The 17,210-nt window shown below is 45.9% G+C and carries 11 protein-coding genes; 3 read left to right on the forward strand and 8 right to left on the reverse strand.

From position 1 onward, the window contains the following. Window positions 1-7 precede the first annotated feature (7 nt). The 4 genes from ACYUJT_RS11360 to ACYUJT_RS11375 form a co-directional block, all read right to left on the reverse strand. Entirely contained in the window at window positions 8-4,999 is a 4,992-nt protein-coding gene (locus ACYUJT_RS11360) for an RHS repeat domain-containing protein (RefSeq protein ID WP_460321908.1), read from the reverse strand. An 85-nt stretch (window positions 5,000-5,084) separates the two neighbouring features. Then, window positions 5,085-5,828, reverse strand: coding sequence for a hypothetical protein (locus tag ACYUJT_RS11365; protein WP_460321910.1), 744 nt, complete (start codon window positions 5,826-5,828; stop codon window positions 5,085-5,087). An 875-nt stretch (window positions 5,829-6,703) separates the two neighbouring features. Beyond that, the gene (locus ACYUJT_RS11370) at window positions 6,704-7,114 is read right to left on the reverse strand and encodes a MarR family winged helix-turn-helix transcriptional regulator (protein ID WP_460321912.1); all 411 of its coding nucleotides are present in this window, start codon (window positions 7,112-7,114) and stop codon (window positions 6,704-6,706) included. Between the two features lie 247 nt (window positions 7,115-7,361). Beyond that, the gene (locus ACYUJT_RS11375) at window positions 7,362-8,429 is read right to left on the reverse strand and encodes a branched-chain amino acid aminotransferase (RefSeq protein ID WP_460321914.1); all 1,068 of its coding nucleotides are present in this window, start codon (window positions 8,427-8,429) and stop codon (window positions 7,362-7,364) included. A gap of 314 nt (window positions 8,430-8,743) precedes the next feature. On the opposite strand from ACYUJT_RS11375, the gene ACYUJT_RS11380 reads away from it, so the two are divergent. Continuing rightward, on the forward strand, window positions 8,744-9,088 hold the full coding sequence (locus ACYUJT_RS11380) for a hypothetical protein (RefSeq protein WP_460321916.1): 345 nt from the start codon (window positions 8,744-8,746) through the stop codon (window positions 9,086-9,088). A 124-nt stretch (window positions 9,089-9,212) separates the two neighbouring features. Then, window positions 9,213-9,890, forward strand: coding sequence for an SOS response-associated peptidase (locus tag ACYUJT_RS11385; RefSeq protein WP_460321919.1), 678 nt, complete (start codon window positions 9,213-9,215; stop codon window positions 9,888-9,890). Window positions 9,891-9,952: 62 nt separating this feature from the next. Here the strand turns inward: ACYUJT_RS11385 and ACYUJT_RS11390 are convergent, their stop codons facing one another. Next, the gene (locus ACYUJT_RS11390; protein ID WP_460321922.1) at window positions 9,953-10,399 is read right to left on the reverse strand and encodes a GNAT family N-acetyltransferase; all 447 of its coding nucleotides are present in this window, start codon (window positions 10,397-10,399) and stop codon (window positions 9,953-9,955) included. A gap of 328 nt (window positions 10,400-10,727) precedes the next feature. On the opposite strand from ACYUJT_RS11390, the gene ACYUJT_RS11395 reads away from it, so the two are divergent. Next, on the forward strand, window positions 10,728-11,606 hold the full coding sequence (locus tag ACYUJT_RS11395) for a LysR family transcriptional regulator (protein ID WP_460321924.1): 879 nt from the start codon (window positions 10,728-10,730) through the stop codon (window positions 11,604-11,606). Between the two features lie 80 nt (window positions 11,607-11,686). On the opposite strand, the gene gyrA is transcribed toward ACYUJT_RS11395, so the two are convergent. From gyrA to ACYUJT_RS11410, 3 genes are all read right to left on the reverse strand, one after another. Then, window positions 11,687-14,149, reverse strand: coding sequence for a DNA gyrase subunit A (gene gyrA / locus ACYUJT_RS11400; protein WP_460321926.1), 2,463 nt, complete (start codon window positions 14,147-14,149; stop codon window positions 11,687-11,689). A gap of 13 nt (window positions 14,150-14,162) precedes the next feature. Beyond that, window positions 14,163-16,148, reverse strand: coding sequence for a DNA topoisomerase IV subunit B (parE, locus tag ACYUJT_RS11405; RefSeq protein ID WP_460321929.1), 1,986 nt, complete (start codon window positions 16,146-16,148; stop codon window positions 14,163-14,165). Between the two features lie 80 nt (window positions 16,149-16,228). Then, on the reverse strand, window positions 16,229-17,209 hold the full coding sequence (locus tag ACYUJT_RS11410) for an ABC transporter permease (protein ID WP_460321931.1): 981 nt from the start codon (window positions 17,207-17,209) through the stop codon (window positions 16,229-16,231). Window position 17,210: the final 1 nt, after the last annotated feature.

Below are 17,210 nucleotides of genomic sequence, written 5' to 3' on the forward strand. Positions count from 1 at the left end.
TATCTCCTTAAAAAGTTGATCCCCAGTTTCTCTTTCCTTGCCAATTTTTCTTATAGTGTTCTACCTTTCTATATGAGTAATGGTATTTACCTACTTTAGAATATTTAATTAATCCGCTAGCCTTTCTATTTACCCCTTCGGGCAGGTGAGAATTAAAATAATCTTGATTATTTGCAAGCATTGTATCCCCCTTCTTTCCCGACCACTTCATACTACCATCCCAGCCATATACATCTTGTACATTTTGGGAATGTAAGAAGGTTACTGCTAAATTAGTAGCAGCATAATCAAGATGGGCAGAATTACAGGCATACAATATAATAGTTTCAATATCTTGTACCTGAAGCGAACCAATCCATGTCGCAGAGCGCCCTCCTCCCGTTAATCCATTTTGATTTGTAGTTAGGTACTCATCCTTAGTATAGTCAAGTATCAAATTATTAGAATTACTATGAAAATACAGTGAGACTAATTCAATTTTTTCTCCATTAGAGCCCATTTCTTTCCATAGCCTTATAAACTCTTTTTCTGAAGAAATACCACTAACATGAGCTTTTGTTTTCTTTTGTTTCTCCCATCTCTGTGCATCTATCTCTGCCCTTTCTTGGAATCCCCCGTTACTTCCATGCGGTAAACCATAGAAAAAATAAGCATCATGCCCACTTGGATCCACATAAATCAACGGATTATTAAACACATACGCATAAAGATTCAAACTCAGCGGATTCGTAAGCTCACCTTCATACGTATCCTCTCCGATAAACCGCGCTATTGCTGGATCATACCACCGAGCACGAAGGTATTGCAATTTTGTGTCTGCATCCCAGTACTCCCCTGCATATCCCAGTGAGTTCGGTACGGTTTCCTGTACGGTTATCGGATTTCCCCAGATGTCATAATTGTAGCTGTTTAGTAATTTCCCTGATGCGTCACGAAGCTCTGTAACGTCTCCATGACCGTTGGTTACATAGTATTGTAGCTTGGATTCACCCGCCGCTTGGCGACCTACCAGTTTCCCTATCGAATCAAACACATACCCGTAAGTAATGGTCACCGCTCCAGAACTTACTGTCCCTTCTGCAACAAGCAGGCCCCGATCATCATAATAGTATCTTGTTGAGTGATTTCCTTTCGTACGCCCGACCATCAGCCCGTCGCCATTATAGCTATAGATAATCGTCGTACCGTCCTCCGTCACGGCCTTTAACCGATTTCTGGTGTCGTATTGGTACGACGCAATAGTTGGGATTTCCGGTACACGATTACTTGTCAGGCTGCTCCGGTTATTCCTCTGGTCATAGGTGTAGGTTTCATTAAATTGAGTCGAGGTCTTGATTCGATTTAATACATCATACGTGTAAGTAAAGCTTGTGCCACTATCATTTTGACTTGTAATGTTCCGGTTGTTGTCATAGCCATAGGTATATTGCTTTAGCTTTGTCCCATTATTAGTCGTTGTAAGTCCCGTTAAATTAAGCCCTGTGTAGGAGTAAGTTGCTGATAGTCCCGTTCCGGTTGTCGCTTGAGCCAAGCTGTTGTTCTTCCGATATGAATAAACCAAATTAGCAATTTCCGCTCCTCCACTACTTGTCATCTGCAGTTTTTGTGGAAGCCCCCTTGCTCCTCGAAAGGTCGTTTTTGATGCCAGAGTATAGCTGCCCAAGGTAAAGGTTTGGCTGGTTCGTAATCCGCGGCTGTCATAATTCATCGTCAGTTTGGCGCCATCCGGATAGGTGAGGCTGATTAGCTCTCCGGTAGAGGCATAAGCATAGCTGGTTGTCCCCGTAGCGTCCTTCATCGTCAGACGATTTCCCAAACTATCGTACGTATAGTTGATCGTTTCATCACTCGTCTGATCCTGAATTAGAAAATCACGATTGTTATATTGATATGAATGAATTTGACTCTTTCGATCAATATACTTAATAACATTACTATTACGATCGTAGGTGTATGTTTCTGTCTGCCCCATCGGATCAGTTTGTTTCAGCAGGCGGCCAATTTGATCATAGCTCTTGATTATCGATTTCCCATCGGCATATGTCAACTTGATCATATCCCCAGTCATGTTGTAGCTATAACTGGTCATCTTCCCTTCGGCATCCTTAACTGCGGTTAACCGAGATATCGGATCGTACGTAAAAGCGGTCACATTGCCGTTGGCATCCATAGTACTTATTGCATTTCCCATATAGTCATAGGTACGACTAGACAGGGTCACATTCCCAGAAGCTTTCAATTCCTCTTGACGAAGCATACGTCCCATGACATCGTAGGTTTCCCGAATTTGATTGTTCTCCCCGTCCACGGTAGTCAATGTTCGGTTCCCGTCATTGTAGATATACTGAATTTGACTGGTACCGTCATTCTCCGTGAGCACCCGACTGTTGGCATCATACGAATAAAATATTGTCTCCCCGGCTGAATCCCTCTTTGCCACTGGTCGGCCGTATGCATCTAGTGTATAAGTCGTTACACCGCGGGAATCGATTTCACGAAGCAGCCTTCCCAGCGGATCGTACTCATATGTTCTCACATTACCGCGAGAATCCGTTACACTAACCTTGTTTAAAAGATCATCATAGCTGATCACAGTGACACTTCCATCCGGATTCTTCTCCGTAGTAGGCCGTCCTATGGCATCATAGGTAGCCACTGTGGCATTACCATTGCCATCGACATACCTTGTAATATCTCCCCGAAAATTATATGCTGCTTGAACAGAAATCGTAGATACAGTTCCATCTAATCCTGTTACATTGACATCTTGTCGAGTCGGGAGTAATGATCGATATCCATATTGCATTTTCATTACTGTATCCGCGGTATCTCCCTTTATGCGAACGGTAGTCGGATTAGAGTAAGTATCGTACTCATAGTTCATCTTTGATAATAATTTCCCCGTGTTATCCTCATTGGTGGCTTCAGTTAAAGTCGCCGTATTTTGGTTATAAATATATTTAGTGATCAAGCTGTTTGTTGTACTCACAGGGACAGTGACTATGACCGGAAGCCACTGCGTTACCATGTGCGCGTTATAGAGTTTATATTGAAACCGAGTCGTTATCCCCTGAGGATCAGACTGGGACATAATCAATCCGTAATCATTATCATATTCAATGCTCGTTACTCTCGATGAACTGGAGGATCCCGAGGCCTTCCTTTCTTCAATACGAGTCGGTACTGCCGAGCGCCTAGCTTCGTTATAGGTATAATAAATAGTCTCACGCAAGTTGCCGACTAGAGGGATTCTATCGGCGCTTCTTTTATAAAGGACATTCGGCACCATATTGCCATAATGCGCTTTGGTATAGTTAAATGTAGTATTTGCTAGTCCATCATTTACCGTGACCGAGAAATTACGGTTCGTTCCGTAGCTTTCTCCAATATCCCCGTTGTAGGATAACTTTAGTTCCGTACCTACCGTTTGGCTCTCCGTACTGTAGAACACTTTCCGGCTACTGTACCTTGGCTCTTGCTGTGCGGCGTATTCCCCCAGTTTCCGCATAACTAAGCCGTCAAAGCCATACTGAGTAATTGCTTTCGTTGGATGCTCGATAGAGGTAAGCTGCACCCAGTCATTCCATCCCCAGTAGATCATTCGATCGGTTCCGGTCAAATTTTCATAACCTCGAACCATATTAAACAAAGTATTGTTCCAAATACTATAATCGAATTTGGTCGACCGACCTCGAGCATCAATGACTTCTGCCAACACTTCTTGGATCCGGTTATTTGATGTTACAGATCTTTTTTTGTAGGTAACCGACTCCTCGCTTCCTGACTCTCCATAAGCCGTAACTTTTACCTGCTGGTTATCATATTTAAAATTCAAATAATGTCCAAGCTCCCCATTTCCGGGGGAGACAAACACAAAGTCAAGTTTTTTCCCCTGGCTTCCGCTACTCACCCAGGAAAAACTGACGTAATTGCCAAATCGGTTAGTAATCAACAATGGTTCACCATGATAAGAGAAAAACGTTGTGGTGCCTCCCGTATAATCCTTGAGTTCATATTCTGCTTCCGATACCCCAAATTCCTTCCTCAATTGCTCCATCCGGCTCTCCCGGATAGGGCCGAAATCGTAATTATTCCACGGATAACCTTGCAGTTCATTGTTTTTAAGCGCATAAGTTCCTACATCCGGAATGGTTAAATAATCAACCCCGGCCTCGGTTTTAAAATAAGGCAAATCCCATCTCCAACCTTTTCCTAAGTGAAAGCGTTCCTCTTCCTTCGTGATTTCGGTTCGATTTTTATACTCCGATGCCACATATGTCCGATCCTTGCCCATCGTACTGTCATAGACACGGGTCAGCGCAAAATCCATCCCGTTCGCACCTTTAACAAATAAGTCGGTCACCTTGATTTGTAATGATCCGTCAACGGTGGAAATTTGATCTTGCACTGAACCGACGCCATAAGGTGCTTGATCAAAACGAAGAGGCTGACGTTTTAGAGCCACATCGTCGTATCCCGTCCCTGAAGCCGCAGTTTGCATCAGACGGCTATAAACATTTTTTGTAACGGAAATCGGATAAACCTCTTGAGTTTCTATATTTGGAACCAAACCATCATCTAATGCGTTTGTTACTGCTAGGGACTGCTTGCTAAAGGCTGTGAGAGGATCGAGTGGGAGATCGGGATACAATCGATCCATATAGACTTGGTATCCCCCGCCTTTTTCTTGAAACAGAAGGCCTTGATAAATATCATTAAGTTTGTATCCTTTCACTAATTCTACAGTGACCCAAGAGCGATCAACTACGAAGCGTTCTGCAACAGAGGAGATCGTGATAATCTCTTCCGGATCTAACGAAGCAGATAAATTAGTGAACAACTCATCATAGACACTTGAAGTGACCGATGAAACGGTGGAGGTTGGCGAACCAATTTCGGAGGCCGTTTGCTCTTCAGCATTTACATAGCCACCGCTTGGAACAAGAAATTCTATAAGGAACAAATTCATGGCTAAGTACAACGAGATCCACTTCTTCATTTGAAATAGGCTCCTTTGAAAATAGTTAAAATACTTTTGATTTAGTAACAACTAATGTAATAATAATCAATAGCATTGTTGGAATTTAAGATTCTGGAAGAGGATCGGTAATAATTATTCTACCTGAACGTTGTACGTTGAAAATCCGATTATACTCTGTTTTTTGTCCATTCTTATTTTCAATTACTATTTTTAATCTAAATTTGCTAAAATTTATACCCGGATTAGGTGTTTGAATCCTTACACTATACCCTGAGTTCTTGTTAGAATATTCAGGATATAAAGTAAAGATATCATTCCGTAACTGATTAAGTGACGTTGTCACTGGTATTTGTAATAGATCATTAATATAAATCTCCACTTTCTTCATTTCAACCAATTCTAAATGCCAGCCGGTGATCACCATATCATTAGTTTTTGCATTGTTATAATAGGCCACTGTTCCATTTTCTAATGGATAGTTAATCTCTCCTTTCGGCTGCAATACAATTTGAACAAAGGATTTAATAAAAATTGTTTCTTCCCCTTTTTTATTTCTTATAACGACTTTTAAGGTGTAATTTTTATTTTCTTTTGGCAGCTCTAAATTGTAATAGAATCCAGCATTATGATTATTGAAGTTAGGATACGCGGTATGCACATCTTCTCTGTTTTCACCATAAATTGCTGAACCTATTAATGTATTGTTTACATATACCTTAATACTCTCTACTCCAGCTTTATCTAAATACCATCCTCTAACTGTAACTGTATTAGTATAAATTTTGTCAGTTGCCGGTGAATCTAGTACTCCAAAACCTAAAGGGTCCTTTACTTCTTTATTTATCAAATTCCCATTGAGATCGTACTCATAATAGTAGCGTCCGGTTGTTGATTCTATTTGTGTTAATCTACCATTTGAATCATAATGATAGTTATATGTAGCACCATTACTTGTGATGTAATTACTGTTAATAAAGTAAAAAGTACAGTAAAAGACAATATCTTTTTCATTTTTTTCCTCGACTCCTTAAATTCTTTACAATATTGCTGAATCATACAGAATGTTGATGTTTAGAATAAATGATAAATTTACCATATAATAATAATACAACCTCCATTCCCCTTCTATTTCCTTACCTTCTGCACAGCGCTCGACCCAACTTTTAGCAAACTAAACCAACCTCTCTTTTCGGCGGATAACCGACTCCCTACGTTATAATTTATTAACAAAAATTGTTCTCTATGGAGTTATCGTTGTTAATGCGATTCAACCATCGTATGTATACGTGAAGGTGTATTAAGGATTAGTGCAATGAAAAAATAATTTGCAACATAAACCATGGCATTAAATGTATAAAATTATCATCAAAGTGAGAAAGAAAGAGAAGAAGAAATTGATGAGGGGATCGTGTGGGGAGATTATCTAATATTCATTATAATACGTTTACTTATTATTCCTTAATAGTTATAAATTGTATATTATTAGCGCAACACGTCGAATTACTTGGCAATTTCGTAGACTGAGAAATCGAGTTAAAAAGGGTCACTAACCTCTCGCGCTAAAAGCTCCCGAATTCGATGTGAAAACGTTCCCCTTTTTTCGATGAATAATTTCGGCATAGGATTTATACCTCTTATCGTGCAATATTATTACTAGTCCCATTTAAACAACAAAGACGCATGACCCTACGGATAAGGATCATACGTCTATTATAGATATACCTACTTTGTTCCTGATATTTTGCCCATCAAATACACAAGCAGTTGCTGATTATGTGTAGAAATGCGGCTGAGCACGCCGTCCAAATATTCGTGACGGATCGAAATTCCCCGGTCAGCTTCCGTCTTGCCCTTCTCCGTAATCGAAATCCAAACGATCCGCCGGTCATCCCCATCTCTATCACGGCGAATAAGCTCCGCCTTTTCCATCCGGTCCAAAAGCATCGTGACCGCCGCCGGGGTCGTTGCTAGAAACGGGATCAGATCGGACGGCTTCAACTGGCCATTCTGCTCCAACACTTCAAGTACCGATAGCTGCGATGTAGTTAAGGTTGGCGCAAGCTCCTCTTCCAAATGGCTCTGATAGTCTTTTACGATTTTGCTAAGTAATTTTCCGAATTCCTCCGTATGCATCATATCCCCCCTATCTGTGCCTGAGTCCATAATTTATGATTAATGATTATTCGTCCTATGTAAGTGTAAGAGCCTCTCCGATTGACGCCATCTAGAAACGCTTTTCTTAACGCCTTTAATTAAATTCGCCGTACCCCGCTCAAAATCCTTCCTCATTCCAATAAAATCCATTAATTTGGAATAGTACAAAAAACCAGCCGATTTCTCGGCTGGCCTCATAATTTCTGAAAATGAATGCAGTTGTGGATTATTTGATTGTATATCTCCAGCCAAGCGGATCTTCGAGTTGTCCGCGCTGGATTCCCGTAATCGTGTCATACAGCTTCTTGGACAACTCGCCGGTCTTGCCGTCAGCAATGCTCAGCTCCAGCTCTCCCCACTTCATGCTGCCGATCGGTGAAATGACGGCAGCCGTCCCCGTTCCAAAGGCTTCTTCAAGCCGTCCCTGCTTATGCGCTTCAACCAATTCCTCCATCGCGATTTTGCGTTCGCTTACAGGAACTCCCCACGATTTCAGCAACGCCATGACTGAATCCCTCGTTACCCCGGCCAGAATGCTTCCCGATAGCGCAGGTGTAATGACTTCACCGTTTATTTTGAAGAAAACGTTCATGCTCCCGACTTCCTCAACATATTTGCTTTCTACCCCATCCAGCCAGAGTACTTGCGAAAATCCCGACTTCTTCGCGTCTTCCTGAGCTTTTATGCTGGCCGCGTAGTTGCTTGCCGTTTTAGCTGCGCCGGTACCGCCGCGAAAAGCCCGAACATAGCGCTGCTCCACGTGAATGCTGACCGGATGAATGCCCTCCGGATAATAGGAGCCGACCGGCGAGAGAATGACCAGCAGCTTATACGTATGTGAAGCCCGTACACCGAGGCACGGCTCGGTAGCAATGATAAACGGACGAATATAAAGTGCATTCTCTTCTCCAGATGGAATCCACGATGCATCGATTTTTACAAGCTCCGTGATCCCCTGCAGCAGTGTGGACGGCTGCACCTGTGGAATGCTTAACCGTTCACAAGACTCGTTGAGCCGCTTCATATTCATGTCCGGCCGGAACAGCACCAATTCATCAGCAGCTGTACGGTATGCTTTCATGCCTTCGAATACTTCTTGCCCGTAATGGAATACCATCGCCGAAGGATCAAGGGCAATCGGCCCGTAAGGCACGATTTTGAGATCATGCCATCCGGCCTCAAGCGAATATTCCATCGTCAGCATATGGTCGCTGAAATATTGCCCAAAACCCAGGGCACCCGGATCCGGCTTCTGCTTCAAATTCTGACTTAATTCAATGTGCAAGCTCTCCATTACTACACGTCCTCTCGATTGATAACTCTATCTTTACTATAACGTTCATTCAATCATTGATCAATAATATGATATCAATCATTATCATAGTCCGTGTCTATAATTCGGGAGCATCCCCCCGACAACGATTCTGTACGCTTAATATACTCAGTCGTTTGATTCTATACTTAAACTAATAATTCTCCTATATATTTCTATAAGGTTGTAGGAACAATCTCCTAATTATGGTAGAATACTTGTAAGATTATAGGTATATTGACCAAGTACTTACGGGTGAAAAGTCAATTCACAAAAAAAGAAATGGAGAGATTATCTTGTCACAAATATTAAAATGGATTGGTTATGTTTCAATAATTGGTGGAATTATTCTAGGCATTGTATATGGAATAAAAAGCAATCCATTAACTGAAGCCCTGCGAGTTTATGATGATTCATTCCGCTGGGCGGTCGCCTTTACTTGGTGGATTAGCGGGTCACTATCGGGCGTACTATTTATTGCATTCAGCATGATGCTTGATTTACTTGAAGAAAACAATGCTCATTTAAAAGAATTGCTGCATCGTACACATGGAGAGACTACATCTTCGAGTAAGCCGCAGGGAAGATCTAAGTCCTCTTTAAGTTCATTAAGTGGTTACAAGATGGGGAATAGTGACTAAGGCTATCCGTATAAAATGATAACCATATAAAATGAAAGTCCACAGAACTAAATGTTTGTGGGCTTTTTGCATTTTTGGTTATAATTTTTACAAGAACTTTGAAACTTTTAAGGAGGCCTGCCATATGTGTGGACGCTTTACCATTACTGTTCCTTATGATGAACTATTGATACGCTATTATATCAATGAAGAAACAAACATTATCTATGAACCGTCATATAACGCAGCCCCTATGCAATATATCCCGGCAGTAGTCAAAGGAATTAACGGTAATCGATTGGGGAGCCTTCGTTGGGGTTTAGTCCCATCCTGGGCTAAAAACGATAAAATCGCAAGTAAAATGATAAACGCAAGAGCTGAAACAATTACCGAAAAACCTTCCTTTAATCGATTGGTCGCCTCCCGCCGCTGCATCATTCCTGCTGATGGTTTTTACGAGTGGCAGCAGCGAGGGAAATCAAAGCAGCCGTTTCGAATCACTTTGAAGGACGAGGGGATTTTCTCTTTCGCGGGTCTTTACGATATGTGGACCGATCAAAGCGGAAACAGACTTGCGACCTGTACCATCATCACTACAGCACCAAACAGTCTTATGGCCGATATTCATGACAGAATGCCAGTTATACTTCAAAAGGAAGATGAAGCAGAATGGCTTGACAGGGATAATGCAGATGTCCAGGCACTTATCAGGTTGTTGAGGCCTTATGACTCAAATGAAATGAGGGCTTATCCAGTATCGTCTGAAGTAGGAAATGTGAGAAATAATTATGCTAAGCTGCTGGAAAAAGCCCGCCAATCATAGTCGATATCATCTTCCAGTCATAATAAAGACTGCCGACAGGTGCCGACAGCCAATATAAATTGTTAACCGATTTGAAGTAGACGTACTATTTCACCGTCTATTACATCTTCACTAACTTTTATAAACCCTAAAGATTCATACAAATTTCCCGCAACTTGATTGTCTGGTCGATGTCCAATCATTATTCCTGTACAATTTGAAATACTCATCAATTGAATCAATGTTTCCATTGCTGCCTTGCCATAACCTTTGCCTTGATGCTTTTCGTCAATCATTACGGCAGGAATCCAATAGTTACTATCCTTGTCTGGATTCGTACAAAATACGAGAAATCCGACTAAAAGCTCTTCTGAGTAAATAGCACGCAATTCAAAATCATCAACATATTTAGATTCTGCAATCCAATAAACGACAGGTGCAGGAAAGACATTTAGCTGCTCTGGCTTAACTTTAAGCTGGGTACATTCATACCAATTGTCAATAGACACTGGCTTTAGTACAATTACCATACGAAATTCCTCCCAAATTTTACTTCGCAGAGGAATTCATCCTCTACGATTATTTCGTAACCTTCCTTAAAATCATTGCAACATGGATATTCTTCATACCACATCACTCCTCTCGAAATAAAAAAACTTTAATGTAGGTTATTCGTTTCCTTATTTATTATATCCTGCTTCTATCGTGGGAATTAGGTATTAAACATATCAATCATTTCAAAACAACAGTATTTCAGATAAGAGCCTTTTAAATAAAACCCTTGATTTAGTATAATTTCTGCTAAATAATATGATCTACTATATAAGCATAGATCATATCTATGAAAGAAGGGATACTTTGGAACATCGTCTGCTAGAATACTTTATCGCCGTTAGCGAAGAACTGCATTTCACGAAGGCCGCGGACAATCTGGGGATTTCCCAGCCGACGCTCAGCCATCAAATCCGCTTGCTGGAAGAGCAGCTGGGAACGCCGCTATTTCACCGCTCGGGTAAAAAGATTCATTTAACGCAGGCCGGAACCGTTCTGCTGGAACATGCCCGCCGGGTATTCCATGAACTGGAGCAGGCCAAACTGGTCATCGGTGAGCTGGCCGGGCTGAGACGGGGCCGATTAAGAATCGGCTGCTCGGGCAATCATTTGCTGATCCAGTCCATCATTTCCTTTCACCGCAAGTTTCCCGGCATCGAGCTGTCTGTCGTCGAGCTTGCGACTGAGGAGACACGAGATCGGCTGCTCAGCAACAAGCTGGATCTCGGAGTTGTATTTCTACCGTTGAAGGACGAGCAGCTCGTCAGTCTTCCGCTGTATAAAGAAGAACTCGTCATCATCGCGCCCCACGATCATCCGTTTGCCGGATCGAGCGGCATTGAACTGTGGGAACTGGCCCAATCGCCTCTCGTCTTATTTCCCCCGAAGTTTCTGGCCCGGCAAATGCTGGATGCGGCCTGTGCCAGAATCGGCATACAGCTCAGTCCCGTCATCGAACTGTCCACGATGGAATCCCAGTGCGAAATGGTGGCCCATCACGTAGGCTTGACCGTCGTTCCCAAATCCTACACCGCGACGCTTCGGGACCGACGCCTTGTCAGTGTCCCCATTGCCGAACCTGCTCCCTACCGCAGCGTTGGCATCGTATACCGCAAAGATACATACATGGATACAGCCATCCAGGCCTTTATCGAGCACTTATCCTCCAATTTGCAAACCACCTGAGGAAATTTCCCCACACAGTAAAAAAGGCTCTCCTCCATTACAAGACCATGGAGGAGAGCCTAATTCGGCTTACTGCTATGTTATTTGGTCTGAGTCTCATCGCTGCGCTGCGTTACGATCAGCAAATCGCTAATTTCGTCCCCTTTGTTTACGGAGACCAATGCCTTTCCAATCGATTTGCGGTCGGCCAGCGGCGCCGATTCAGAATTAAACGCATAAGATTCGCCTTGCTTCGTCATGGCTACGATGTCCATAGCTTCCTTGCAATGGAAACCGCCCGCGATACGGCTGCCGTTCGGCTTCACGCGCTTGCCTTCCTTGAACTCGAACGTCTGCACGCCACGTCCGCCGCGGCTCTGCATCGGATAGTCAAGAAGTAAGCTGCGCTTGCCATAACCCAGGTCAGAGACGACCAGGATTTCTCCTTCCTCGCCTTCCACCCACAGCGCGGCAACCACTTCGTCGCCGTCCTTAAGGCCAATGCCTTTAACACCGGTAGCGACGCGTCCCATTGGATTCACTTCATTTTCGGCAAAGCGGATTGCCATGCCATCCTTCGTGAGCAGCAAGATTTCGGCCGTATTCCGGCTGAGCACCACCTGGATGATTTCATCCCCGTCCGCGACTTTTGCGGCAGCGACCGCGCCGGAGCGCTTCGTCTCGTAATCCTTCAGCAGCGTGCGCTTCACCTGTCCGCGCTTCGTCACGAATACGAGGCTTGTATCCGCCTCTTCGAAGGTCTTGATTGGGATAACGCCGACGATGCGGTCTTCCTTGGCCAAGGCAATGACATTGACGATCGCCGTCCCGTTATCCTTCCACTTGAACTCGGGAATTTGATGCACGGGCAGCACAAAGTATTGCCCTCGCTGCGTGAAGATCAGTACATTTTGCAGCGTATCGACCTCAAGAATATGCTTGATATAATCGCCGTCCTTGACGCCAGAGCCGTCCAGCTCGCCGCCGGAACGGGTAAAGGACAGCATGCTCGTACGTTTGATATAGCCTTCATTCGACAGCGTGACGAGCACATCCTCTTGAGCGACCATCACCTCAAGGTTAACCTTGATTTCCTCGACCTCGCCCTGAATCTCCGAACGGCGATCCACGCCGTATTTATCCCGGATTTCAAGCAGTTCTTTCTTAATGACCGCAATCAGCTTCTTGTCGCTTTCTAGAATTCCCCGCAGCGTAGCAATTTTCTTGTTCAGCTCGTTCAATTCTTTCTCCAGCGACGTAATTTCCAAATTCGTCAGACGATACAATTGTAAAGTAAGGATCGCATCGGCCTGCCGCTCGGTAAATCCGAACATCCATTGCAGATTGTTCTGGGCGTCCTGGCGGTTCTTGGACGCCTTGATCGCGGCAATGACCTCGTCCAGAATGTTCAGCGCTTTGACTAGCCCTTCGACAACATGGGCCCGGTCTTCCGCTTTCTCGAGCTCATACTGTGTTCTGTATGTCACGACCTCGCGCTGGTGGGCGATATAAGCCTCAAGGATCGGCTTCAAACCTAGCTGACGCGGTGCCTTGTTGACGATCGCCACCATATTGAAGTTATATGTCACCTGCAAATCGGTTTTCTTCAGCAAATACGCCAAAATCCCCTGGGCATCCGCATCCTTCCGCAGCTCCACGACGATCCGCAGGCCTTCACGGCCGCTCTCGTCGCGAACTTCGGCGATCCCGTCCACCTTCTTCTCCAAGCGAATGTTCTCCATCGCGGTAACGAGGCGGGACTTAACGACTTGGTATGGAATTTCCGTAATCACGATCTGCTGCTTCCCGCCGCGCAGCGACTCAATTTCCGTCTTTGCGCGGATGTAAATGCGGCCTCGCCCGGTCTCGTAGGCATCCTTGATGCCTTCCTCGCCCATGATGATGCCATAGGTCGGAAAGTCCGGCCCCTTCACGTAAGCGCGGATCTCCTCCAAGCTCATGCTTGGCTTCTCCATGACCGCGATGCATGCATCGATGACTTCGCGCAGGTTATGCGGCGGAATTTCGGTAGCGAAGCCCGCGGAAATCCCGCTGACCCCGTTGACAAGCAGATTCGGATACCGCGAAGGAAGCACGACAGGCTCCATCGCGGTATTATCGAAATTGTCCTTAAACGGAACCGTCCGCTTGTCGATGTCGCGCAGCAGTTCCATGGCAATCGGCGACAATCTCGCCTCGGTATAACGCATCGCCGCCGCCGGGTCATCGTCCTGGGAGCCCCAGTTCCCATGGCCGTCGACCAGCACATGCCCCATCTTCCAAGGCTGGGCCATGCGCACCATTCCCTCGTAAATCGAGGAGTCGCCATGCGGGTGGTAATTCCCCATCACGTCTCCGACCGTCTTGGCGGATTTGCGGTAGGGCTTGTCCGGAGTGTTCCCCGAATCGTACATGGCGTACAGAATCCGTCTCTGGACGGGCTTCAGGCCGTCGCGCACATCGGGAATGGCGCGATCCTGAATGATATACTTGGAATACCGGCCAAACCGGTCGCCAACGACTTCTTCCAAATAGGCCGGTAAAAAGTTCTCCAATAAACTCAAATCAAGTCACCCTCTATTCCTCATACTCCGTGAAATCTACATTCTCAACAATCCAGCGCTTCCGCGGATCGACCTTATCGCCCATTAACGTGGACACGCGACGCTCAGCCTTTGTAGCGTCCTCGATCTGCACCTGGAGCAGCGTACGCGTCTCCGGATTCATCGTCGTTTCCCACAACTGATCTGGGTTCATCTCCCCTAGTCCTTTATAGCGCTGAAGTTCGAAATTTTTGCCGAATTCCTTCAAATAATTTTGCAGTTGCTCGTCAGTCCACGCATATCTAACCGTCTCCAGCTTGCCGGATTTGCGCGTAATTTTGTATAGCGGAGGCTGGGCGATATACACCCGTCCCGCATCGATCAGCGGCTTCATATAGCGATAGAAGAAGGTCAGCAGCAGCACCTGGATGTGCGCACCGTCCGTGTCTGCGTCCGTCATAATGATGATCTTGGAATAATTGCTGTCCTCCAGCGCAAATTCCGTGCCGATGCCGGCGCCGATCGCCGAAATGATATAGCGGTATTCGTCGTTCTTCAGAATATCGGCGAGCTTCGCCTTCTCCGGATTCATCGGCTTTCCTTTGAGCGGAAGAATCGCCTGGATCTTCGAATCCCGGCCCTGCTTGGCGGAACCGCCAGCAGAATCGCCCTCCACGATGAACAGCTCGTTGCGCGTGAAATCCTTCGACTGCGCGGGAGTCAGCTTCCCGCCAAGATTGGAGCTCTCGCTGCGCTTCTTGCCCGTCCGCATTTCGTCCCTTGCTTTGCGCGCCGCCTCGCGCGCCCTGGATGCCTGCACAGCTTTCTTAATGAGCAGCTGGGCCACCTGCGGATTCTCTTCCAGGAACAGCGCCATATTCTCCGCTACGACGGCATCTACCGTGCTTCTCGCCGAGGCGCTGCCGAGCTGGTCCTTCGTCTGCCCTACGAACTCGACTTCGGCCATTTTAACGCTGATGACTGCCATCATGCCCTCGCGCAAATCCGTTCCTTCCAGGTTCTTATCCTTCTCCTTCAGCATGCCGTTCTTGCGGGCATAATCGTTCATGACCCGCGTATAAGCGGTCTTGAAGCCCGTCTCATGCGTTCCTCCCCCGCGGGTGGGAATCGAGTTGACGAACGAAGCTAGCGTCTCGGTATAACCTGCGTTATACTGCAGAGCAACCTCGACCTCGACATCCTCTTTCTCCGCGTAGAAGTGAATCACGTCATGCAGAACTTCCTTGCCTTCGTTCAGGAACTGAACGAACTGGCTTGCTCCGCCCTCATAGTAAAATTCATCCGCGCTATCAGAGCGCTCGTCCTTCAGCGTGACCTTGAGCCCAGAATTCAGGAAGGCAATTTCCTGCAGGCGCTCGGCCAGCGTATCGTAGTTCAGCCCGATCCCGTTCGGAAACACGCGGATATCCGGCTTAAATGTCACCTTCGTTCCGGTCCGGTTCGTATTGCCGATAACTTCCAGTCCAGTAACCGGCTCCCCGACATGCTCCAATCCCTTCTTATCGATCCAATACTCGAAGCGCTGGCGATGGATTTTGCCATCCCGATAAATATCAACCTCCAGCCATTCGGACAGCGCATTCGTCACTGAAGCGCCCACACCATGCAGTCCGCCCGACTTCTTGTAGCCTGAACCGCCGAATTTTCCCCCGGCGTGCAGAATCGTGAACACGACCTGCGGTGTTGGAATTCCGGTCTTGTGAATGCTCGTAGGTATGCCCCGCCCGTTATCGAATACGGTTACCGATCCGTCCTTGTTCAATGAAATATCGATTTTAGAGCAGTACTTTGCCAAGTGCTCGTCTACAGCGTTATCCACAATCTCCCATACTAAATGATGAAGTCCCGACGAGCTCGTACTGCCGATATACATACCTGGCCGTTTACGTACCGCGACAAGCCCCTCGAGCACTTGAATGTCATCAGCGTCATATCCTGAATCCGCCGTACCGGCCGCCGGCTGGACCGCGTCTTCGAACAAATCGATTTGATCGCCCATTCATGCTCCCCCTTTTATGCTTCTTTATGTAGACATTTGACTAACAAATGCAAACAGATGTTTTGGTTTCCTTGTACATTTTAATTCAATATGTCCTGTTTCGTAAAGACAAGGAATGAAACGACGAGTGATCCAAGCCCCCAAACGGCAAGCACGCCTAGTGAAAACCCCAGTGTCATGCCTTCGATTGGCGCAGGCGTTCCCGCCAAATATTGCGTCAGGCCCAGATTGACCATAAACAAATATTTCGCGCTCGTCCAGGCCGATGCCAAATTCGTCAGGATATTGCCTGCTATCAAGGCCGCCATCATAATGACGATGCTAGCCGCCGTGCTTCGCACAAGAACGGATACCATGAATGCAAGCATAGCTACGACAGAGCTGACGAACCAGATCAGCCCCATTTGCATCAATATATACTTCCACTGCGGCACAGCGTGTACTCCTGTTATATCGACATCTGCGCCCTGAAGCTTAAATCCGGTAAAGACAGGCAAATTAAACCCCTTATATCCGAAAAATAATCCCGATATCAGATAACATATGATGAACGTGCACACGACAATCAGCGACACGAACATTAGCAGAGTGATCAGCTTGCTCAGCAGCACCTTCCAGCGCCTGACCGGCCGGGTCAGCAGCATTTTAATCGTCCCGCTCGTACGCTCCGAGGAGACGATATCCGACCCGATGCCCATAATGAGCAGCGGGATGAACAATGTGGCCGCATTGTCCAGAAACTCCTTCGTAAAGGCGACGGCTCCAGGCTGCCGGGGGTTCACGTCGTTCTCCAAATAATATTTCATCTGCTGAATATAAATTTGGCGGTATTTCTTCCATTCCTCTGGCACACGGTCGCTGCCTAACAAATTCTGATTATCGGTAATCGCCTGCTGCACTTCCCTGCGCCAATCCGTGCCGAATTTGCTCCGCTTATCCTCGGCCGCCCGCAATTGCGCATAAGCAAACATCGGGACAAGCACGAGCAGCACAAGCAGGATGACATAGAAGCGCTTCTTCTTGATCATCTTGATCGTTTCATTCTTTACTAATGCCATCATA

Source organism: Paenibacillus sp. YSY-4.3, from assembly GCF_054767475.1.